Raw genomic sequence first — 21,078 nt, 5'->3', positions numbered from 1 at the left:
CCTCGCTCTCATAGAGGAGGATGGCGTCGGACAGTTTCTCCGCTATCCTGGCACCATGAGCCATCCCGCCCGCATTCTCCGACCGTGAAACCTGACATGATCTGGAAAATCGCCGGAGGCGGGCTCGGCACGGTTCTGCTGGGCGGTCTTGTCGTCGGCATCCACACCCATACACACCCGGCAGTACACTCGCTTCCCACTTCCGCCGGACCAGCGACACGACCCGAAGCAGCCGTGGAAAAACAGGACGGAAACTCTCTCGACGCATCTCCCGTAACGATGAATCCCAACGATGCCACCCTTCCTCCCGTGCTCGTCAGCTCCGGGCCTCTGACATTTTCACCTCTGGTAAAGCGCGTGATACCGGCCGTCGTGAACATTGCCATCACGGAAGACAACAACTCGGAGAAAAAGCGGATACCTCCCCAGATCAAGGGAACACCGCTTGAAAAGCGCTATCGGGAAAAGCTTCAGAAACATCAGGAAAAAATTCTTGGCGCGGGTTCCGGTTTCATTATCGATCCATCGGGAATCATCGTCACGAACAGTCATGTCATAGGGGGGGCTGACAATGTCACGGTCTCCATGATCGGGGGGCGCGAGATGCCCGCGCATCTGGTGGGAAGCGATGCGTTGACGGACATCGCCGTCATCAAGGTCGATTCGCCGACACCGCTGCCTTATGTGACATGGGGCGAAAGTCGGCTTGTCGAAGTCGGAGACTGGATTCTGGTCGCGGGCAATCCCTTTGGCTTCAGTTCATCGGTCACGGCCGGTATCGTCTCGGCGCGCGGTCGAGATCTGGGCGCCGGTTCCCTGGACGACTTTCTTCAGCTCGATGCCCCCATCAATCCCGGCAACTCCGGTGGACCAGCCTTCAATATGCGAGGTCAGGTCGTGGCGGTGAACGCAGCCATCGTCTCCCCGACGGGCGGTTCCGTGGGCATTGGCTTCGGCATTCCGTCCGAAACCGTTGCCCCCATCGTCGAAGCCCTGCGCCTGCACGGACATGTCGATCACGGCTGGCTCGGCGTCACGCTCGACGATGGTGACGGAACGATCCATGTCGAGGAAAGCGATCCTGGCGGCCCCGCCACGCGGGCCGGATTACAGCGGGGAGATCGCGTACTGGGAGTCAACGGTCAGATGACGGACAATGCCCGTATAGTGCTTCGAACCGTCGCGGCGGCGAAACCGGGAGATATCCTCACTTTTACCGTTCGTCGACATGCAAAGACTTTTCCTGTGCCCGTGCATGTTGGCAAGCGCCCCGCGAATGCTACCGACTGAACAATGTAAAAAACTGCGAATTCACGAAAGAATGCTTCCGCCTTCGACTGCGCCTTTCCCATTTCTGTAATATAGCCGATAAGAGAGGAAACCGGTCCGTGATGGACCGATACGAGACTGAAGGACATGGCTGATGCGCATCCTGTTGGTGGAGGACGATCCGACCGTCCGCAGCTTCATCGTCAAGGGCCTGCGAGAAACGGGCCACGTCGTCGAAGAAGCGGATAACGGCAAGGACGGGCTTTTTCTTGCCGTCAGCGAGAACTTCGACATCATCATACTGGATCGCATGCTTCCGGGCGGCATCGATGGATTGCGTATTCTCGAAACGCTCCGCGCGCAGAACAATACGACACCAGTGCTGCTGCTTTCCGCCCTTGCGGACGTCGACGAGCGTGTCGCGGGCCTGAAAGCCGGCGGCGACGACTATATGACCAAGCCGTTCGCCTTCTCGGAACTCCTGGCTCGGGTCGAAGCGCTCGCTCGTCGTGGAAGCGCCGAGCAGGCTCCGCAGACACGCCTGGCAGTCGCCGATCTTGAGATGGACCTTCTTTCACGAACCGTGAAACGGGGAAATGAGAAGATTGATCTCCAACCCCGCGAGTTTCGCCTGCTTGAGTTCCTCATGCGTCATGCGGGTCAGGTCGTAACGCGCACAATGCTTCTGGAAAGGGTCTGGGATTATCACTTCGACCCTCAGACCAACGTGATCGACGTGCATGTTTCCCGTCTCCGCCAGAAGGTCGACAAGCCGTTCGAAACGCCCCTGATTCACACGATCCGGAACGCAGGCTACATTCTCCGCGCCGAGTAGCATGATGCCTGATATCGCCGGACGCTACCCCCGACTCTGGATATGGCTCCAGCGCGCCTGGCGTTTCCGGTCGGCGGGGCTGGGGTTTTCGCTGGCCTATGGTTTCGTCTTCGCGATTTCGGCAGCTCTCTTTCTCTCTCTGCTGTGGTGGCATACGGTCGGCAGCCTCGAACATCAGGTGGAGCAGGCCGTCGAAGCGGACGCCCATAACCTGCGCGAGCACTGGGCTGAAAGCGGTCTGCCGGGACTGATTCTGGCCATCCAGGATCGACTGGATCTGGATGTAGAAGATCAGGCGCTCTATCTGCTCGTCAGCTCGAACGGAGAGATCCTTGCTGGCAACATGCCCGCATGGCCCACGCAGGTGAGCCGTTTTGATCAGTTCTATCCCGAGGAAATCATTCGGGCCGGCACAACCGCTACGGCGGAGGTTCATGCCTATTCGCTTCCGGGAGGCGATCGTCTTCTTGTCGGTCGTGATATTCGCGGACGTGAACTGCTCGCCCGTCTCCTGACCGATACGTTCCTCTGGTCCTGGGCGATGGTCACCGCGCTTGCCGTGGGCGGCGGCCTCGTCGTCCGGGGGATTTTCCGGCGCATCCTGTCATCCATTGCCCATACGACATCGGCGATCGCACGCGGCGACATGCGCGAACGCATGCCCATTGTCGGCAACGAGGTCGATCTGGTCGCGCACTCGGTCAATGACATGCTGGACCGTGTGGCGCGTCTCATGGACGGCGTGAAACAGGTCTCAAACGCTATCGCTCACGATCTGCGAACGCCGATCACGCGTGCGCGCGCCCGGCTCGAAGACGCAACGCTGACCGAACGGAATCCCGAGCGCCTGCGACAAGCCATGGAGCGAGCTGTAATGGATCTGGACCATGTGACGGCGGTGTTCGAAGCTCTGTTGCGCATTGCCCAGATAGAAGCCGGCGCACGACGCGCGGCCTTTGAAGTCTGCGACCTGACCATACCGCTCCATGATGTTGCTGAGCTTTACGAAGCCAGCGCGGAAGAACGCCATGTGCGCCTGGTCATTGACCTGCCGCCCCGGCTCATGTTTTACGGCGACGCCCGTCTGATTCAGCAGGGCGTCGCCAATCTGCTGGATAATGCGCTCAAATTCGCCCCTCAACATTCCGTCGTGCATATCAAGGCGGCATCGTCGGGAGGACAGGTCCGCATCAGCGTCGCCGATGAGGGGCCGGGAATGTCGGAAGCGGACCTCGCCCGTGCGTCCGAACGATTCTTCCGAGCAGATGCCGCGCGTAATACCCCCGGCGCAGGATTGGGGCTTTCGCTCGTTCAGGCCATCGCCCAACTCCACAATGGCACGCTCGTTCTGGAAACAAGACGTCCAGGGCTTCGGGCGACCCTGACACTCGCAGCCGCGCTCCCCACACCGACCATGACGGAAGAGTCACATCTCCCCAACATGCCGGTAACGTAGTCGATATTATTTACGGTAGGGTGAGGTATCTTCGTGCATTCATAATCTCGTCTTTCGGAATGCTTCTCCTTTCCGGAGCGGCATCCCTTCCCGATGATCAGAATGTCTCCCTGTCAGGGAAGGCAGATACTAGTGCTGCCGCGCACATCGAAGAGAATACGGCTCCACTGGTTGTGACGAGCGATAGTCCACAATACTGCCGGACCTTGCAGCAGCGTGTGGCGCATGAGATGGAAAACTTCGAAGTTAGAAACGCGTCGGTTATCACCGCAGCGCGCCATTTTGAAGAGGACGGCACTTCGTTATGCGAGGGAGGGCACGTCCGTCCTGGGATCGCGCAGCTAAGACGCGCGCTTGTGGCGCTACGTCAGCCGTGATGCCCCGCTGCTCTCCGACGTCCATCGCCCGACCATAAAAAAGCCTTCGGCCATCCTCATGCAGGGGAGTGCTCAGGATCGGCTCAACCATGAGGTCGATCAACACTTATCTGAAGGTTACGTCATGAAGCGCTTCCTCCTTGGACTGCTGCTCACCCCCTTCCCGTTTTGCACGGCACTGGCAGCCGACGGACCGCAGACACTCCTGTCCTTGACGGCAACCGGGAGCGTCGAGGCAACGCCGACACTTCTCGACGCCTCGCTGACGGCTCAGAGCGAAGCCACGGATCCGGCCACGGCTCAGACGCAGGTCAACAGGATCGTCGCAAATGCACTCAAACAGGCGTCTGCCGTTTCACAACTACATATGGCAGTTCTCGATTACGATGTGTCGGAACGCACGCCCGAAAACCATCCTCATTCATGGATGGCACAACAGAATCTCAGCTTGCGTGGGACGGATTCCGCCACTCTTCTAAAACTCGCAGGACAGTTACAGTCGGAGGGAATGATTCTCCGTGGTCTCAACTGGTCTTTCACCTCAGAAGACAAAGCCGCGCTGGAAAAAAAAGCGCGAGACGATGCATTCGCCAAACTCCAGCAACAAGCACGTGATTCGGCACATGCGCTCGGGCTGCACGTCGATCACTTCAAAACGGTCCGAATCGAATTTTCGTCTCCCATACCGAGAATGGCCATGATGGCCGCACGTATGGCCAGTGCTCCATCACGCACGAACGAGGAGCGCGCCGTCACTGTGAGTCTCTCGGCAGACGTATACTTGGCTCCTTGAACGGAACTATCCAACGAATCAAAAAGGGCGCCACATCCTGAATGTGGCGCCCTTTATTTCCGTTTTCTCCAGAGAAACAGGACTCAGCGCGGAGCAAGCACCATGATCATCTGACGATTTTCCAGCCGAGGCATCTGCTCAACCTTGGCTTTTTCTTCCATCTCGAGGCGGATGCGCTCCAGCATCTTGATGCCAAGCTCCTGGTGGGCCATTTCACGCCCCTTGAAGCGCAGTGAAACCTTCACCTTGTCACCGTCGTTCAGGAAGGAGTTCATGGCACGAAGCTTGACCTGGAAGTCATTCTCATCGGTGCCGGGACGCACCTTGACTTCCTTGATTTCAATGACTTTCTGCTTCTTGCGCGCTTCGTTACGCTTTTTCTGCTGCTCGTATTTGAACTTGCCATAATCGAGAATCTTGCAGACCGGCGGCTCAGCCGTCGGACTGATTTCCAGCAGATCAAGTCCCTCCGCATAAGCGCGGGCGAGAGCATCACGCGTCAACAGAACGCCAATCATCTCGCCATCGGCACCAATGAGCCGAACTTGCGGCACGCGGATCTCTTCGTTGACGCGCGGGCCTTCGCGGGTCGGCGCAGCCTGCATCGGGGGTCTAGCTATGGTCAGCTCCTGTTCTTCGTTAAACTTCTCAGGACTCGCGTTACGATCGCGGACCCTTTTGCCACTGATTTAGTCCCTCGTCCGTGCGGTTGCAAGACAAGGGACCGAATAACAGCGTTACAAGTTCTGCAGACGACGCACATCCGGCGGGGTCGCTTCAGCACTCAGCGTCGAGAGAGCCTCATCGAGAGAGAGAATCTCCTGTGATGCGCCACCCAGGCGCCGCATGGCCACTTTCCGCTCCTCGGCTTCACGACGCCCCACCACGAGAATGACGGGTACGCGCGCAAGCGAATGCTCCCTGATCTTGGCATTGATCTTCTCGTTGCGCCCGTCGACCTCAACCTGCATCCCTTTGGCGCGCAGGGAAGAAGCCACTTCCTGCGCGTAGGGTTCGGCATCCGTGATGATACTGGCGACGACCACCTGAACAGGCGCAAGCCAGAGCGGGAATTTCCCCGCATACTGCTCGATCAGAATGCCGATGAAGCGCTCGAAACTGCCGAGGATCGCGCGATGCACCATGACCGGGCGATGTCGGTTACTGTCTTCGCCGATATAAGAAGCATCCAGACGTTCCGGCAGGACGTAATCGACCTGAACCGTTCCGCACTGCCAGTCGCGGCCGATGGCATCCGTCAGAACGAATTCCAGTTTCGGACCATAAAAAGCCCCCTCGCCCGGATTGAGTTCATAGGGAACATTCGCAAGATCACACGCGTTTTTCAGGGCGTCTTCGGCTTTGTCCCAACTCTCATCCGACCCTGCCCGGCTTTCCGGACGATCGGAGAACTTGACGCGGAATCCTTCAAATCCAAGATCACGGTAGACTTCGTCGAGCATCGCCACGAACGCCGCGATCTCGCTGGCGACCTGGTCTTCCGTACAGAAAATATGAGCATCGTCCTGCGTAAAGCCACGCACGCGCATGATTCCATGCAGAGCGCCTGAAGGTTCGTAACGATGGCAAGCGCCAAATTCCGCCATCCGGAGCGGCAGTTCGCGATAAGAGCGCAGGCCATGTCGAAAGATCTGCACATGGCAGGGACAGTTCATCGGCTTGAGCGCAAGCGTCTTGTCTTCGTCTTCCACGCTCGCGATGAACATATGCTCCCGATACTTGTCCCAGTGACCTGAAGCCTCCCATAGCGCCCGGTCCACAAGTTGGGGAGTGCGCACTTCCTGATAACCGCCACGCGTCTGGGCCCGGCGCATATAGTCCTGCAGGACGGTGTACAGGCGCCAGCCCTTGGCATGCCAGAAGATCTGGCCAACCGCTTCCTCCTGAATATGGAAGAGATCCATTTCACGGCCGATCCGGCGATGGTCCCGTTTCTCCGCCTCTTCAAGCTGAAGAAGATGGGCGTCGAGTTCCTTCCTGTCGCGCCACGCAGTTCCGTAGATACGCGTCAGCATCGGGTTTCGATGATCGCCGCGCCAATAGGCGCCGGCAACCTTCATGAGCTTGAAGGCCGCCCCGACATCACCCGTGCTGCGAAGATGGGGCCCGCGACAAAGGTCGAGCCACTCTCCCTGGCGATAGATCGATATTGCTTCGCTCTCCGGCAGATCGCGAATCAGTTCGGCCTTGAAACGCTCTCCTTTATTTTCGAAGTAGTGAATCGCAGCATCCCGCTCCCAGACTTCACGTTCGAACGGTGCGTTCGCGGCAATAATCTCCCGCATCCTGATCTCGATAGCCTCGAAATCGTCGGGGGTAAAAGGTTCGTTACGGAAAAAATCGTAATAAAAGCCGTCTTTGATCGACGGGCCGATCGTAACCTGTGTCCCGGGCCACAACGACTGTACGGCTTCTGCAAGCACATGCGCAGTATCATGACGGATCATTTCCAGCGCCGCGTCGTCCTTGCGCGTGATAAACCGGATTAGAGAGTCACGATCGACTTCCGTCGAGAGATCGACGAGCTTGCCGTCAATGCACATGGCCAAAGCGGCTTTAGCCAGACCCGGACCAATCGACGCCGCGATCGTCGTGCCCGTCACCGGACCGTCGAACGAGCGGACGGAACCATCGGGCAGAGTGATCGCAGGCATAGGTTTGAACTCCGAAAAACACAAGGGTGATCGCGTTGTAATGGCGCTCCTGCAACAGGCGAACAACCCCCTGCACCCATTTAGGTGCGCTTAACCCGGAAAATAATACCTTTCCCCTGGATACGCGGGCATAAAACAGATGCGCAGAATCAGACGCCCCTCGCAACCCGCTGTCTGACTCCCGTTTTATATTACCAAGGCATTGATCCAGATCATCGCTGCGATACGTGGCAGGCCGCATAAATACAAACCACTGGAAACAAGGAAAATTTAACTATGATATCCAAACGTTCAACCGTCAGCGCGCTTCTGCTCGGTGGCGCGCTGACACTTCATGGTGCATCCGCCGCCACGAAAGACGAGCAGGCGGCTGCTTGTCGTGGAGATGCCATTCGCCTGTGCACCTTTGCCATTCCGAACGAGGCGAAAATCACGGAATGTATGAAGAAAAAGATCGATCAGCTTTCGCCGCGCTGCCGTGCGATGTTCACGCCGCAGAAAAAGACGAAATCAAAAAAGTCCTGACGGACCTGCCTCACTTTTCAGGGGGTTGTGAACTGTCAACACGCTTGCGTGTCATCCACATCGGCGCAGCCTTGCCCGCATCGGCGCGTTTGCCCAGCCAGCCTGCCAGATCAGCGGGAGAGCGGAGTTTCGCGCCGACCGGCCATTCGAGGCCTTCATCGAGATTGAAGGCCCGAACGTCGCGAACACCGCCTTGCGCGTATTTCTGAAGCGTAACACCCATACCACGCGTCATTTCCGGCACCTGTTCGACAGGAAAAATTACCGCCCGGCGATTATCGCCCAGAATCAGAATATGCGTGCCATTGGCTGGTATGCAAAACGCGGCATCGTCACCCTCTCGCACATTGAGAACCTGTTTGCCGGTGCGCTTTTCCGCTACCAGATCGGACTCGCGCACCACCATGCCTTTCCCTCCCGACGTCACAAGGAGACGCTTTCCGTCCGCCACGAGCGGAAACATGACAATCACCGTGTCATCGGGCGGCAAATCCGCAAGGACGCGAACCGGTTGGCCAAAACCTCGTCCCCGAGGCAGATCGGCCGCTTTCAACGTGAATGCCCGCCCGCCCCCGGTGAAAAGTATCAGACGGTCCACACTCTGGCATTCCGCAGCTAGCTGGGGCGCATCTCCTTCCTTGAACTTCTGTGCGTCGAGATCGAGACCGTGCCCTCGGATGGCTCGCACCCAGCCTTCGCGCGAAAGCAGGACCGTCAGGGGCTCACGCTCGGTTTCAAATGCGGAACTGATATCGACCATGCGTGGCGGCGGCGCGATATCCGTCCGGCGCTTGCCCAGAGCACCTTCACCGAATTTTTTCTCGGTTTCATCAAGTTCTTTGCCAATGCGGGTCCAGCGTCTCCGCTCGCTGCCCAGAAGAGCTGTCAGCGCATCCTTCTCCGTCATCAGCTTATCACGCTCTCTGCGGATCTCGATTTCCTCAAGGCGACGCAAAGAGCGCAGACGCATATTCAGCACAGCTTCGGCCTGAATATCGGTGAGAGCGAACGCTTCCATGAGCGCTGGTTTCGGCTCGTCGCTCTCACGAATAATACGGATGACCTCATCGAGGTTCAGAAAAACCGCGAGGAAACCGTCAAGAATTTCCAGTCGTCGCTCCACGGCGGCAAGCCGATGGGTGGAGCGCCTGACCAGAACCTCGTGGCGGTGATCGAGCCAGGCCTGCAACACACTGCGCAGCCCCATGACGCTAGGCACCCGATCACGGTCCAGCACGTTCATGTTGAGGCTGAACTTGCTTTCAAGGGCTGTCGAGCGAAACAGCAGTTCCATCAGAACTTCCGGCTCACACCCCTTACTCCGCGGCTCCAGAACAAGTCTGATATCCGTCGTGCTCTCGTCCCGGACATCCGCAAGCAGAGGAAGTTTCTTCTGCTCCATCAACTCGGCGATTTGTTCGATCAGCCGCGATTTCTGAACCTGATAGGGGATTTCGGTGACGACGATGATCCAGGTGCCGAACCGGCCCTGTTCGACCGCCCAGCGCGCACGGATACGAAAACTGCCACGACCTGTTTCATAGGCATTCTCGATGGACTCGCGATCCTCGACAATGATGCCACCGGTGGGGAAGTCCGGCCCCCGCATGAAATCGAGCAACGCGGCTGTGCTGGCCTGGGGATTGTCGACGAGATGACGCGCGGCCCTGCAGATTTCCCCCGCATTATGAGGCGGGATGCTCGTGGCCATACCCACCGCAATGCCGGCGGCGCCGTTCGCCAGAAGATTGGGGAACGCTCCCGGAAGAACGACGGGTTCCTCATCCTGATTATCGTATGTCGGCTGAAAATCGACCGCATCGTCTTCAAGACCATCGAGAAGCGCAGTCGCGACAGTCGTCAGGCGCGCTTCCGTGTACCGCATGGCGGCCGCGCCGTCGCCATCGATCGAGCCGAAATTGCCCTGACCTTCCACAAGCGGGTAGCGAACAGCAAACTCCTGAGCCAGCCGCACCAGCGTGTCATAAACAGCCGTGTCCCCATGTGGATGGAATTTACCGATCACGTCACCGACGACACGTGCACACTTTTTAAACCCTGATGTGGGATCAAGGCGAAGCTGCTGCATCGCATAGAGAAGGCGGCGATGAACCGGCTTCAGGCCGTCACGCACATCCGGAAGGGAACGCGACATGATTGTCGACATCGCATATGCGATATATCGCTCACTCAACGCCTCGGCGAGCCGGGTTTCTTCGATATGACCGGCCAATTCGCGGCTCATGTGCCCCCCCATGTTTCCTCGGGAAATAAAGCGCCTTCCCCCCGGATGTCCAGATGGCGTTCGCGACTGATGCTGGCTTCTATTCTGGCCGCACTGACAGCCTGTTCACCTTACGCTTCGATCAACAAGGAGAACAAGCAACTCGCCCTCGCCGGCTTTGTCGCTCATCCAGCGGACACGACGGCACGTTGGCAGATGATGAATCTGCTGCCCCCCAACAAACTTGCCTATCGGCTGTCCGCACAGGGTCCGATCCTACTCTATGCTGACCCTCTCGCCTGCGGTTGCGTCTATTTCGGAGACAGGCAAGCCTATAATCACTACGTCGCGACGCATAAGATTTCACCAACCGAAGAAAAAGAAATGCAGGCTGAAATCAATATGCACCCGGGATGGGACTGGACGGCCTGGGCCCCGACCGCTGACCCCGACGCGGTTTCCGGCCTGCGTCGCGCCATCAATCAGCCTCCGGGCTGGCAGTAAGACTCTTCACTTAAACGACGCACAAGATGAACAAGTCGCTCGCGCTCTTCCGGAAGAGGCAAATGACGTACACCGAAGAGATGCCGCGCCAGAAAATGACCCGTCAGTTGCAATCCCTGGAGCCAGTCGGACGGGGTACCGTCATCCTCTGACGATATCATAAAAGGCGGCAACGGAAGAAGACGGTCGATCCACTGACCCGCGCCCGCGCGGGAAACGGCGCGTCCTGTACGCGGAGAAACATAGACGAGATCATCCCGGTCACCCGTGATCGCGCAACGATCCAGTGTCAATCCATATCCGAGAGCCGCGAGCAGCGAAGCCTCCCATCTGACGGCGAGCGCCACCGGCGGTGCATCCGCAAACACACCGATCGCGGTCACGAGACGTACAAGTTCCGCAAAAACAACCGGTTGCGCTTCGTGTTCCGGCAGACCGCCGTCCGCGATGGAAATTTCCGATGCCAGCAAAGCCAGCGCCAGGGGAGAATCAAGCAATCTCCCTGCAATACTCTGTATGGGTTCGCCGGTGACATATCCCAGTTGAGTTGGCAACCGCGCACGCCAACTGGACGCTACGAGATTGCCAGGCAGCCAGAGCGAAGACTGCTTCCTCGAAGCGCCCCCGCGAACGAGACCGGCAAGCACCCCATGTTCCTCATAGAAAAGGCGGACGATAACGTCCGCTTCTCCATAAGGCCGTCTGGACAGAACGAGCGAAGGGGCGTCCCATTCCATCTCGGCGATAACTCTAGCCGGTTATGAGCTTCAGGCCCCGGCAGCCTTTGCCACTTCCGCCGCGAAGTCATTGTCTTCCTTCTCGATGCCTTCGCCGAGATGGAAGCGCTCGAAAGCCACCAGCTTTGCGCCGGCCTTCTCGACGATCTTGGCCACGCGACTTTCGCCGTCATGAACCCATACCTGCTCCAGAAGCACGACTTCTTCGTAATACTTGCGGATACGGCCTTCAATCATCTTCTCGATGATATTTTCGGGCTTGCCAGACTCGCGGGCCTGTTCGATCAGCACCGCACGCTCACGCTCGAGAGCTTCCGGATCAACACTCGCAACGTCCAGAGCCGACGGACGGGTTGCCGCAACATGCATGCCAGCCTGACGACCGAGCGTAACCAACGCATCATTTTCAGACGGCGCCTCAAGCGCGATGAGAACGCCGATCTTGCCAATTCCGGGACGCAGGGCGGAATGCACGTAGCTTGCAACCGTGCCCGATGGCACGCTCAGCACGCGCGCGCGGCGGATCGACATGTTTTCGCCGATCGTCGCGATCAGATGCGTAAGCTCTTCAGAGACGGTCCGGCCGCTGGGAAGCTTGGCTGCCTTGAGGGTGTCGAGATCTTCGCCGACCTCAAGGGCCGCATGGGCGACGGCTTCAACGAAAGCCTGGAAGGCCTCGTTGCGGGCCACGAAATCGGTCTCGGCATTGACTTCGACCATCGCCGCCTTGCACGGACCCGACACGACGCCAACGAGACCTTCCGCCGTCACACGGCCGGACTTCTTGGCCGCCTGGGCAAGGCCTTTCGTGCGCAGCCAGTCAATTGCGGCGTCGATGTCACCACCAGCCTCGGTGAGAGCTTTTTTGCAGTCCATCATGCCCGCGCCAGTTTTTTCGCGGAGATCGCGCACCAGCGCGGCAGTGATTTCGGCCATTTCCAGCCTCCTTCAACGATGAAAAGGCATGCAGGCCTGAATGCCCACATACCTGAAGAATATCAATATATTATCTCCTGCCCGGCCAGCTGAAAGCGGACGGGCAGGAAAACATAGATTACGCCTCGACGTTCTGAGCCGGCGTTTCTTCCACGGCAACGGTCTCGACCGGCAGTTCTTCCGAAGCGCCAATATCGATGCCTGAAGCACCAAGTTCGGCAGAAATACCGTCCAGAACCGCGGAAGCCACGAGATCACAATACATGGTGATCGCGCGAATAGCGTCATCATTGCCGGGAATCGGATAGGTCACACCGGCCGGATCGGAGTTGCTGTCCAGGACCGCCACAACCGGAATGCCAAGCTTGTTGGCCTCTTCGACCGCCAGCTTTTCCTTATTGGTGTCGATGATGAAGAGGATGTCGGGAAGACCGCCCATCTCCTTGATGCCACCGAGAGAGCGATCAAGCTTCTCTTTGTCGCGCGTCAGTTCGAGAATTTCTTTCTTCGTCAGGCCATGCGTATCGCCCGAGAGCATCTCTTCAATCTGGCGAAGACGCTTGATCGAACCGGTGATCGTCTTCCAGTTGGTAAGCATCCCGCCCAGCCAGCGGTGATTGACGTAATACTGGCCGCAACGCGTCGCTGATTCTGCGACATATTCAGCGGCAGCCCGCTTCGTGCCCACGAACAGCACGCGCCCACCACCGGCCACCGTGTCGCGAACCGCCTTGAGGGCACGATCCAGCAGAGGAACCGTCTGCTGCAGGTCGATGATGTGGACCTGGTTGCGAACGCCGAAAAGATACGGCGCCATCGCAGGATTCCAGCGACGTGTGTGATGGCCGAAATGGACGCCGGCTTCGAGAAGCTGACGCATGGTGTAATCAGGCATCGCCATGATGCAAATTCCTGTAACTCTGGTTGGACCTCCGCATGACATCGCCTCTTTCGAGACACCAGAAAGTCTGCCGTCATGCGTGCGGATTGGCGCCCCCAATGACGGGACGCGTGGGCGATATGAAGGCTATTCGGCAAAAAGGCAAGTCTGACAGATCTATCCCAGCCTCAAAAAACCGCGTTTAATTCAGATATCTGCTGAACGACCGTAAAGTAGATATTGCCGTATGGCCGCTTCGGAGGGGCTCTGCGCCACAAGCACGCCGCCAGGCGCATAATAACGCGTCACCACCATATTTAACTGCGGATCAACCGTGCGGTCCGGATTGGGAGTATTACTACCCTGTCGGGCGGAAACACCATTCTGGGCCGTCTGCACGTAATTCGTCGGAGACGTCGCTATCTGCGTGTTGACGCTCATAACGGCCCCAAGAGAAATCGACGACATCAGAATGCTCCTATCATGGGCAGTATTTTCGAAACCGTAGCCAGAAAATATTTAATAGAACCTTAACGGAACTCGACGCGACTGATGCCGCCGATAACCTTGATGCTATCACCCAGACGCGGCGTCAGTGCATATCGCCCGTTCAGTTTAATTTCCACCTGCCCCTCGTCCGAGGCCCGCGGAATCAGAATGACGCGCCCCCGCCCCGACTGGACGTCACCCAACACTGTTTTCAAGTTCGAAGCAGCCTGAGCATGTTCCACCCAGATACACATCTCGCTTTCTTCTTTCGCGGACGCGTCCTCCAGATCCACGACGTCATGCGCCGTAATCCTGAGCGCCTCGCCTTCGAGCTTGAGATCAGCGTTGACCAGAACAGCGCGCCCGGCAACCAGCAACTCCCGGCTGCGCGACAGAACCTCGGAGAAGAGCGTGACCTCGCACGATCCTCCGGCATCCGAAAGTCTGACCCAGGCCATTTTACTGCCGCTCCGTGTCGGCCGCTCCTTGCGATCAATGACGCAACCCGCGATCTTTACGCGGAAAACCCCCGCTTCCGCCGCTCCCATCAATTGCTGGGAAGACAGGGCGCCGGATCGCCGGAGGAAAGGACGATAAGCGTCGATAGGATGCCCCGTCATATGAAAACCGATGGCTTCGGCCTCGTACGCCAGTCGGTCGAACGCTGACCAGTAGGGCGTATCGGGCAGGCGCAGCGTGTCCGTCTCCGCAGTGTCCCCGAAGAGTCCGATCTGACCCGACGCCTGTTCCTGAGCTTGGGAATGAGCGCGGCGCAGTATGGTTTCAGCGGCACCGAAAACCGTATGACGCTCATCGAGAAGAAGGTCGAAAGCACCTGCTTTTGCGAGATTTTCAATCTGCATCTTATTCAATTGCCGGGCATCGCAGCGCTGGGCAAAATCCGCAAGATCACGGAAGGGCTTGTCGCCACGCGCTTCGACAATCGCCTCCATGGCGGAAAATCCGACGCGCTTGACCGCCGCCAGCGCATAACGAACGGCCCATTCGTCGCCTTCGACCTGTTCGAGTGTGAAATCCGCACCGGAACGGTTGATGTCGACCGGGAGCACCTTGATGCCCATGCGCCGCGCTTCCTGGCATAGCGCGGCCAGTTTTTCCGTCTTTTCACGCGCCAGCGACATGCAGCCTGCAAGGAACGCCACCGGATGGTTGGCCTTCATCCATGCCGTCTGATAGGAAACGAGCGCGTAAGCGGCGGCATGGGATTTGTTGAAACCATAATCGGCAAATTTTGCCATGAGATCAAAGACCTCTATGGCTTTCTCCGAACTGATCCCGCGCCCGGTCGCACCCTCAACGAAAATCTCGCGCTGCTTGTCCATCTCCGCGCGGATCTTCTTGCCCATGGCACGCCGGAGCAGATCGGCCCCACCCAGACTGTAGCCCGCCATTTTCTGGGCGATCTGCATGACCTGTTCCTGATAGACCATGATGCCATAGGTCTCTTCCAGGATCTCCCTGATCTCCTCGTGAGGAGGCTCCCACGGCTCGCCATGCTTGCGCCGACAGTAATCCGGGATATTCGCCATCGGACCTGGACGATAAAGCGCCACCGCCGCGATCAGATCTTCAAGCCGGGAGACGCGCATCTGCTTGAGCACATCGCGCATGCCCGCGCCTTCAAACTGGAATACGCCGCCCGCATCCCCGCGCGCCAGCATGTCATAGGTGCGTTTATCATCTAAGGGCAGAGATGAAAGATCGACATCAACCCCTTGTTGTTTAATAAAATCTACGCCACGCTTGAGGATGGTCAGCGTGGTCAGACCAAGGAAGTCAAATTTTACGAGCCCCGCCTGCTCGACGAATTTCATATTGTATTGCGTCACCAGCATGTCGCTCTTCGGATCACGATAGAGCGGCACCAGCTCGACCAGCTTGCGATCCCCGATCACGACACCCGCCGCATGGGTCGAAGCGTGCCGATACAGACCTTCCAGCTGATTGGCGATTTCCAGCAGTCGACGGACGCCTTCATCGCCGTCCCGCATTTCCTGCAGACGCGCCTCTCCGGCGATCGCCTGCGCCAGTGTTACAGGCTTGGCCGGATTGTTCGGGATCAGTTCCGCCACCCGGTTCACAAGACCGAACGGCAACCCCAGAACACGACCCACGTCACGCACCGCGGCACGCGCCTGCAATTTTCCGAAGGTGATGATCTGTGCTACCCGATCGCTACCATATTCATGGCGAACATAGCGGATCACCTCATCGCGCCGGTCCTGACAGAAATCGATATCGAAATCCGGCATCGAAACGCGCTCTGGATTGAGAAAACGTTCGAACAGAAGATTGAAGGGCAGAGGATCGAGATCAGTCACGGTCAGCGCCCAGGCGACGAGCGAGCCGGCACCGGACCCACGCCCCGGACCGACCGGAATATCGTGCTCTTTCGCCCATTGAATGAAGTCGGCAACGATCAGAAAATATCCCGGAAATCCCATTCCCGCGATGATACCAAGCTCCATCTCCAACCGTTCGGCGTAGCGCGCGCGCGTGGCATCGTCGGCGCCCATCTTGTTCAGACGACGCTCCAACCCTTCGTGCGACATCGCCCGCAGGGTTTCCGCCTCGGTAGCCCCCTCATGGACCTTGGGGCAGATCGGCAAAAGAGGGGCACGCGTCTGCACCTTCACCGCGCAACGACGCGCAATGACAAGAGTATTGTCACAGGCTTCAGGCAAGTCGGCGAAGATTTCACGCATCATCGCGGGCGGCTTGAACCAATGTTCCGCCGTCACACGCCAGCGCTCCTCCTCCGCCATCGTGCGCCCCTGCGCGATGCAGAGCAGCGCATCATGCGCTTCATGCATATCCCGCTTCGGAAAAAAACACTCATTGGTCGCGACCAGAGGCACGCCAAGCTGGTCCGCCAGCGCGATCAGCCCAGGCTCGACCGCTTTTTCGACCGCCAGGCCGTGACGGTGCAGTTCCACAGCCACGCGATCTCCGAAGGCAGCCTGGACGCGCAGCAGCCAGTCCCGCGCTTCGTCTTCCAGTCCTTCGGCCAACATGCGGAACAAAGGCCCCCGCGTTCCCCCTGTCAGCAAAAACAGGCCGCCTGAATGCGCCGCGATGCAATCCAGGGATACCGTCGGGTCCGCCGCGTCGCCGCTCAGGAACCCTTCGGAGGAAAGAAACTGGAGATTGGTGAGCCCCTCTTCGTTCTGGGCGAGCAGAACAATCGGCTCGGACGGCGCTCCCGGCTTGTCGTTGCGCGCCGCCAGCCCGATCTGGCAACCGATGATCGGCTGCACACCCTTCGCGCCACAATACTGCGAAAACTCGAGAGCGCCGAACAGATTGCCGGTATCGGTCAAAGCCACGGCTGGCATCGTCTGATCAGCGGCCAGGGCGATGAGATCGGACACGCCGATCGCGCCCTGACTCAGGGAATACGCGGAGTGATTACGGAGATGGACGAAATCGGCAAATGACATCGGGACAGCTTATCATCTCGACGCACATGATGCAGCCATTCATGGTCAGCCTTTGTGTCAGGCTGCTTTGGCGAGACGATGACGCCTGGAGAAAAGCACGAGAATGACACCCACCAGGGCCAGCCCGAACCCGGCTTCGGAAACGGCCGGATATCCGTAGCCCATTGAAAGAATGAAGCCGCCCAGCGCCGCACCCACCGCGTTGCCCAGATTAAACGCGCCGATATTGACCGAGGACGCCAGGCCGGGCGCATCATGCGCGGCCTGCATGGTGCGGGTCTGAAGCGCGGGCACGATCGCAAAGCTCGCCGTACCCCAGAGCAGTATCCCGATCAGGGCGCCAGCCGGTGTCTGCGCTGCCCACGGGAACGCAACCATGATCAAACCCAGCAAGGGAAAGCAGACCAGCAGCGTGCCATCCACCGAACGGTCAGCGGCACGGCCGCCAGCGATATTGCCAACGCTGAAACCGACACCAATCAACATGAGAGCCACGGTCACCAGGACCGGACTCGCATGCGTGATGTTCTCAAGCATCGGCGCGATATAGGTGTAAAGCTCGAACATCGCCCCGGCCCCGATGACGGTCAAGCCCAAAGCCATCAGTACGTCATGACGCAGAAGCACTCGCAATTCCTGACCAACATCCGGCCGTGGGCCGGCTTCCGCCAAGGGCAGAGCCATGGCGAGAGAAGCCAAAGCCACGATCCCGAGACCCGCGGTCACGAGAAAGGCGAGACGCCATCCGAATACGTCGCCAAGCCAGGTTGCCGCGGGAACACCGAAGATATTGGCAACCGTCAACCCCATGAACATGGCGGCAACCGCGCGGGCACGGCGCTCACGTGGAACAAGGCTTGCCGCCTCGACGGCTCCGAGACCGAAAAACGCGCCATGCGCCATGCTGGTCAGCACGCGTGCCGCCATGAGCAACCCGTAGGTCGAACTGGCGACGGACGCCACATTGCCGACGATATAGACAGCCATGAGGCTGACGAGTGCGTATTTGCGCGGATAGCGGGCCAACATCAGGGTCACGATCGGCGCGCCGCCCATAACCCCGAAAGCATAGGCGCTGATCAGCCCACCCGCCTTCGGCACGCTGATGCCAAGCCCATGAGCGATCGCCGGTAACAGGCCCATCGGGGCGAACTCGGTCACGCCAATCGCGAATGCGCCGATGGAGAGAGAAAGAAGCGCCCAGTTCAACTTACCCGCCAATGCTCTGTGTCCTGTCAAAATCCTGAGGAACCCAATCCAGTATATGGTTCCAGTCATTTCGAATAAAGAGGCGGGCCAGAGCTCATTTCGTTACGTTTTCGTATCATAAATTGACGTGCCAATCTCACGGCATGGGTTCCGCGCCCGATCCGTCACTTTACGATGACAAGTTCGCGCCCATTCCGGCGGGACGTCGCGCATGATCATGGATCGACATGGCGACGATCCGGATGAGCCTCCATTCTCCATTCTCCTTGCACCATCCCGCAACGACGGTGTTCGGGCGTGCCGTCATCGTTCTGGCGACGCTGTCGGTGGACGTCGTGGCGAACATCACGCTCGCGGATTATTACGTGCCGCGTCGGCCGTGTTTCATGGTTCCTGAGTCTTGCCTGTCGCGGGACTGCTCTATCTCATGTCGGGGCGCACGAATCCGGCGCAGGTGTGATCCTGCAGTTCTTCCGCCGAGCCGACATCCAGACCATGCGTATAGTCGTCAAGCAGCAGGAACCCGTTTGGCGAACTGACGAGCAGCAAGGTGTGACGTCCCATCTCATCGCCTGGAGACTGAAGGTCTCGCGCCAGCACCTTGAAGGGCGACGTCTTCAGATCCGGCAGGCGGATGGCGCGATACTGGTGTCCGAACAGCGGCTCTCCCAGATTACGCCATGTACCGTCAATGCCGTGATCGAGCCGGTCCAGCACCTGCTTCACTTCGGGTTGCAGGCAATCGATATGGATATGCAACTGATTTTGCGTCCGGCCACGCACCGAATTGATTTCCAGTGACAGATCGTCATCCGGGATCGGCTGGCCGTAGGCCCGTGACACATATTCACGATGTGCCCAGGCCCGCGCGAAGTAGTTGGGGCTATCATCCGCGAGCAGCGCCGGGCTCTCTATGCCTGGAATTTTCTCCGTCGGAATGACAAGATACTGCCCGCGTCCCACACGATCATGCAGCAGCGCGTAACCGGCGCTCGCATCGTAGATGGTGCAGGGTTTGCCATCGACGGCGCAGTGGTTGTGAACCAGCTTCCATAACGCATCCGCGTCATGACCCTTCGTTTTCCATCCCCCCGCGAGGACAGCGAAGACCACGACCGCCGTGCCGATAAAGGCCGCGCCAGCCAGATGCAGATGACGACGGCGCATGCCCGTTCAACGCTCCCTGATGACGGTCGAGAGAGAGAACGCCGCCCCCAGACGCTCCAGACGCCGCGTCGAACCGCCAAGAACACGCGCGCCATCCCGTGGCAGGTTCAACACAAGCGTCCCGTTCTCAGTCATCAATGACGTATCGGCCAGCAAAGCCGCCGTGCCCCCACAAAGCGTATAGGCCAGTCGCAGGGCCAAGCCGAGACGAATGGCGCGTTGCATCTCAGCCGCATCGAGAAGACGCCTAGACGGCTCCAGCAGCGGATCATCGGCGACCGCTTCATAACGCATCGCCAGCGTCATGGCGACGAATGCGCGTGCCGGATGATCGAGACCGACACCATGCATCCGCAAGACACGCAGATAGGTCTGGGCCGCGCGGTATTCCGGGTGATCGTAGGAACCGATATCGGACATGATGCAGGCGACTTCGCGCAGGCGCTGCTGCGAGACGGTTTCGTCATGGAAAAGTGGCGCTGTCCACTCCACAAGCTCCAGTGGAAGACGCGAACTCCGGCTCAGTCTCCCGGCCGTTTCGGCGGCCAGGGCAAGGCATGGATCCTGTTCCGCGACGGACGCGGCGATTTTGCGCATGTACCAGCCTTCGCGAAGGCCATCCACACTGAAGATGATCCGCGAAGGCTCCATGCGCGCCATCAGCGCGCCCAGAACTTCCGCGGCAAAAGGCACGTCCTCAATTCTCTTGCGCGAGATGCCTGGCAGTTTCTCCATTGCACGACGCGGGGTTCTGAGCAGCCAGTTCGCCATCTCGGACGCTTCGTCCGACCCGAGCGAAAACAGATGCACGATATTCAGCGGATACTGGGTGCGTGCAATCTGGATGCGGGCCAGCGCGCGAAAAGCTCCCCCCACGAGATAGAGCGGCTTTCCCCGTACCAGATCGAGCCACTCGACCGCGGATATGTCATCCGACGCCATCAGGCGCGCCCGTCCGACGTCGCCATCCGCCCGATCACTCAGCCGGATCACGCCGAGCGGCAGGGTGCAGGCCTCATGGTGCCTGCCTCCGGCAACCCGGATCAGTTCGAGCGAACCGCCGCCGATATCGGCGACGAGCCCGTCAGCCTCCGGGATGCCGCACAGAACGCCCGTGGCGGAATAATCCGCCTCGGCCTCACCGGAAATGACCCGGATCGGCACGTCCGGCAATCGCTCCTGCACGGCACGCACGAATTCCGGACCGTTCGTCGCATCCCGGACCGCCGCCGTCGCCAGCACCTCGAAAGGATCAGCCTTCATCGAGCGCGCGATCGCATAGAAGCGGCTCATGACGTCCATGGCGGCCGCGACACCGTCTTCATTCAGGCGGCCGGTGGCCTGCAGGCCGCGCCCGAGACGCAGCGTGGCCTTTTCGTTGAAGATCGGAATGGGATTGCGGGTAACGCCCTCGAAGACCACAAGCCGCACAGAGTTGGAACCCAGATCAACAATCGCAGCACGTTGATGCTCGGTTGGAGGCACATGCACGACCGAATCGTCCGGAATCGCCCCTGCACTGACGGATGATGTCATTCGGC

Annotated in this window: 17 protein-coding genes; 6 read left to right on the top strand and 11 right to left on the bottom strand. The window is 59.0% G+C overall.

Translation table 11 applies throughout. From position 1 onward, the window contains the following. Positions 1 to 96 precede the first annotated feature (96 nt). The 4 genes from PWM43_RS05370 (at position 97) to PWM43_RS05355 (ending at position 4,730) form a co-directional block, all read left to right on the top strand. Positions 97 to 1,290: a S1C family serine protease gene (locus PWM43_RS05370; RefSeq protein ID WP_289841533.1), complete on the top strand. Its 1,194-nt coding sequence runs from the start codon at positions 97 to 99 to the stop codon at positions 1,288 to 1,290. 133 nt (positions 1,291 to 1,423) lie between these two features. Beyond that, positions 1,424 to 2,104: a winged helix-turn-helix domain-containing protein gene (locus PWM43_RS05365; RefSeq protein WP_289841532.1), complete on the top strand. Its 681-nt coding sequence runs from the start codon at positions 1,424 to 1,426 to the stop codon at positions 2,102 to 2,104. A gap of 1 nt (position 2,105) precedes the next feature. Continuing rightward, on the top strand, positions 2,106 to 3,560 hold the full coding sequence (locus PWM43_RS05360; RefSeq protein WP_289841531.1) for a sensor histidine kinase: 1,455 nt from the start codon (positions 2,106 to 2,108) through the stop codon (positions 3,558 to 3,560). A 354-nt stretch (positions 3,561 to 3,914) separates the two neighbouring features. Then, positions 3,915 to 4,730 (top strand): SIMPL domain-containing protein, encoded by an 816-nt coding sequence (locus tag PWM43_RS05355; RefSeq protein WP_289841530.1) that lies wholly within the window; start codon positions 3,915 to 3,917, stop codon positions 4,728 to 4,730. Positions 4,731 to 4,813: 83 nt separating this feature from the next. On the opposite strand, the gene infC is transcribed toward PWM43_RS05355, so the two are convergent. Next, complete coding sequence (gene infC / locus PWM43_RS05350; protein WP_289841529.1) at positions 4,814 to 5,335, bottom strand: translation initiation factor IF-3; 522 nt, start codon at positions 5,333 to 5,335, stop codon at positions 4,814 to 4,816. Positions 5,336 to 5,467: 132 nt separating this feature from the next. Beyond that, positions 5,468 to 7,405: a threonine--tRNA ligase gene (gene thrS, locus PWM43_RS05345; protein WP_289841528.1), complete on the bottom strand. Its 1,938-nt coding sequence runs from the start codon at positions 7,403 to 7,405 to the stop codon at positions 5,468 to 5,470. Between the two features lie 276 nt (positions 7,406 to 7,681). Between thrS and PWM43_RS05340 the strand changes: the two genes are divergently transcribed. Next, on the top strand, positions 7,682 to 7,930 hold the full coding sequence (locus PWM43_RS05340) for a hypothetical protein (protein WP_289841527.1): 249 nt from the start codon (positions 7,682 to 7,684) through the stop codon (positions 7,928 to 7,930). Between the two features lie 10 nt (positions 7,931 to 7,940). On the opposite strand, the gene parC is transcribed toward PWM43_RS05340, so the two are convergent. Continuing rightward, entirely contained in the window at positions 7,941 to 10,175 is a 2,235-nt protein-coding gene (gene parC / locus PWM43_RS05335) for a DNA topoisomerase IV subunit A (RefSeq protein ID WP_289841526.1), read from the bottom strand. 69 nt (positions 10,176 to 10,244) lie between these two features. Between parC and PWM43_RS05330 the strand changes: the two genes are divergently transcribed. Further along, positions 10,245 to 10,658 carry a hypothetical protein gene (locus tag PWM43_RS05330; protein ID WP_289841525.1) on the top strand — a complete coding sequence of 138 codons (414 nt, stop codon included), beginning with the start codon at positions 10,245 to 10,247 and terminating at the stop codon, positions 10,656 to 10,658. On the opposite strand, the gene recO is transcribed toward PWM43_RS05330, so the two are convergent. The 8 genes from recO to PWM43_RS05290 all read right to left on the bottom strand — a co-directional run bounded on the left by recO (position 10,637) and on the right by PWM43_RS05290 (position 21,073). Next, positions 10,637 to 11,395, bottom strand: a complete 759-nt coding sequence (recO, locus tag PWM43_RS05325) for a DNA repair protein RecO (RefSeq protein WP_289841524.1) — start codon at positions 11,393 to 11,395, stop codon at positions 10,637 to 10,639. The two genes, PWM43_RS05330 and recO, sit on opposite strands and share 22 nt — an antisense overlap. Before the next feature lie 30 nt (positions 11,396 to 11,425). Next, a complete protein-coding gene (gene tsf / locus PWM43_RS05320) occupies positions 11,426 to 12,331 on the bottom strand; it encodes a translation elongation factor Ts (protein ID WP_289841523.1) in 906 nt (301 codons plus the stop codon). A 118-nt stretch (positions 12,332 to 12,449) separates the two neighbouring features. Beyond that, positions 12,450 to 13,232: a 30S ribosomal protein S2 gene (gene rpsB / locus PWM43_RS05315; RefSeq protein WP_289841522.1), complete on the bottom strand. Its 783-nt coding sequence runs from the start codon at positions 13,230 to 13,232 to the stop codon at positions 12,450 to 12,452. A gap of 186 nt (positions 13,233 to 13,418) precedes the next feature. Then, positions 13,419 to 13,679 carry a hypothetical protein gene (locus PWM43_RS05310; RefSeq protein ID WP_289841521.1) on the bottom strand — a complete coding sequence of 87 codons (261 nt, stop codon included), beginning with the start codon at positions 13,677 to 13,679 and terminating at the stop codon, positions 13,419 to 13,421. A gap of 62 nt (positions 13,680 to 13,741) precedes the next feature. Further along, the gene (gene dnaE / locus PWM43_RS05305; RefSeq protein WP_289841520.1) at positions 13,742 to 17,161 is read right to left on the bottom strand and encodes a DNA polymerase III subunit alpha; all 3,420 of its coding nucleotides are present in this window, start codon (positions 17,159 to 17,161) and stop codon (positions 13,742 to 13,744) included. 57 nt (positions 17,162 to 17,218) lie between these two features. Then, the gene (locus PWM43_RS05300) at positions 17,219 to 18,370 is read right to left on the bottom strand and encodes an MFS transporter (RefSeq protein WP_289841743.1); all 1,152 of its coding nucleotides are present in this window, start codon (positions 18,368 to 18,370) and stop codon (positions 17,219 to 17,221) included. 420 nt (positions 18,371 to 18,790) lie between these two features. Next, the gene (locus PWM43_RS05295) at positions 18,791 to 19,537 is read right to left on the bottom strand and encodes a CDP-diacylglycerol diphosphatase (protein ID WP_289841519.1); all 747 of its coding nucleotides are present in this window, start codon (positions 19,535 to 19,537) and stop codon (positions 18,791 to 18,793) included. Between the two features lie 6 nt (positions 19,538 to 19,543). Continuing rightward, on the bottom strand, positions 19,544 to 21,073 hold the full coding sequence (locus PWM43_RS05290) for a Ppx/GppA family phosphatase (protein ID WP_289841518.1): 1,530 nt from the start codon (positions 21,071 to 21,073) through the stop codon (positions 19,544 to 19,546). Positions 21,074 to 21,078: the final 5 nt, after the last annotated feature.

Source organism: Brytella acorum, from assembly GCF_029309905.1.
GTDB classification, from domain to species: Bacteria; Pseudomonadota; Alphaproteobacteria; order Acetobacterales; family Acetobacteraceae; genus Brytella; species Brytella acorum.
This window is presented reverse-complemented; position numbering and strand designations above follow the sequence as displayed.

Coding starts and splice junctions, on each gene's coding strand:
- PWM43_RS05310 (WP_289841521.1), bottom strand. CDS start 13,679: ATGTCGTCGATTTCTCTTGGGGCCGTTATGAGCGTCAACACGCAGATA.
- PWM43_RS05365 (WP_289841532.1), top strand. CDS start 1,424: ATGCGCATCCTGTTGGTGGAGGACGATCCGACCGTCCGCAGCTTCATC.
- PWM43_RS05295 (WP_289841519.1), bottom strand. CDS start 19,537: ATGCGCCGTCGTCATCTGCATCTGGCTGGCGCGGCCTTTATCGGCACG.
- PWM43_RS05360 (WP_289841531.1), top strand. CDS start 2,106: ATGATGCCTGATATCGCCGGACGCTACCCCCGACTCTGGATATGGCTC.
- thrS (WP_289841528.1), bottom strand. CDS start 7,405: ATGCCTGCGATCACTCTGCCCGATGGTTCCGTCCGCTCGTTCGACGGT.
- PWM43_RS05330 (WP_289841525.1), top strand. CDS start 10,245: ATGCTGGCTTCTATTCTGGCCGCACTGACAGCCTGTTCACCTTACGCT.
- infC (WP_289841529.1), bottom strand. CDS start 5,335: ATGCAGGCTGCGCCGACCCGCGAAGGCCCGCGCGTCAACGAAGAGATC.
- rpsB (WP_289841522.1), bottom strand. CDS start 13,232: ATGGCGATGCCTGATTACACCATGCGTCAGCTTCTCGAAGCCGGCGTC.
- PWM43_RS05370 (WP_289841533.1), top strand. CDS start 97: ATGATCTGGAAAATCGCCGGAGGCGGGCTCGGCACGGTTCTGCTGGGC.
- tsf (WP_289841523.1), bottom strand. CDS start 12,331: ATGGCCGAAATCACTGCCGCGCTGGTGCGCGATCTCCGCGAAAAAACT.
- parC (WP_289841526.1), bottom strand. CDS start 10,175: ATGAGCCGCGAATTGGCCGGTCATATCGAAGAAACCCGGCTCGCCGAG.
- dnaE (WP_289841520.1), bottom strand. CDS start 17,161: ATGTCATTTGCCGATTTCGTCCATCTCCGTAATCACTCCGCGTATTCC.
- PWM43_RS05340 (WP_289841527.1), top strand. CDS start 7,682: ATGATATCCAAACGTTCAACCGTCAGCGCGCTTCTGCTCGGTGGCGCG.
- PWM43_RS05290 (WP_289841518.1), bottom strand. CDS start 21,073: ATGACATCATCCGTCAGTGCAGGGGCGATTCCGGACGATTCGGTCGTG.
- recO (WP_289841524.1), bottom strand. CDS start 11,395: ATGGAATGGGACGCCCCTTCGCTCGTTCTGTCCAGACGGCCTTATGGA.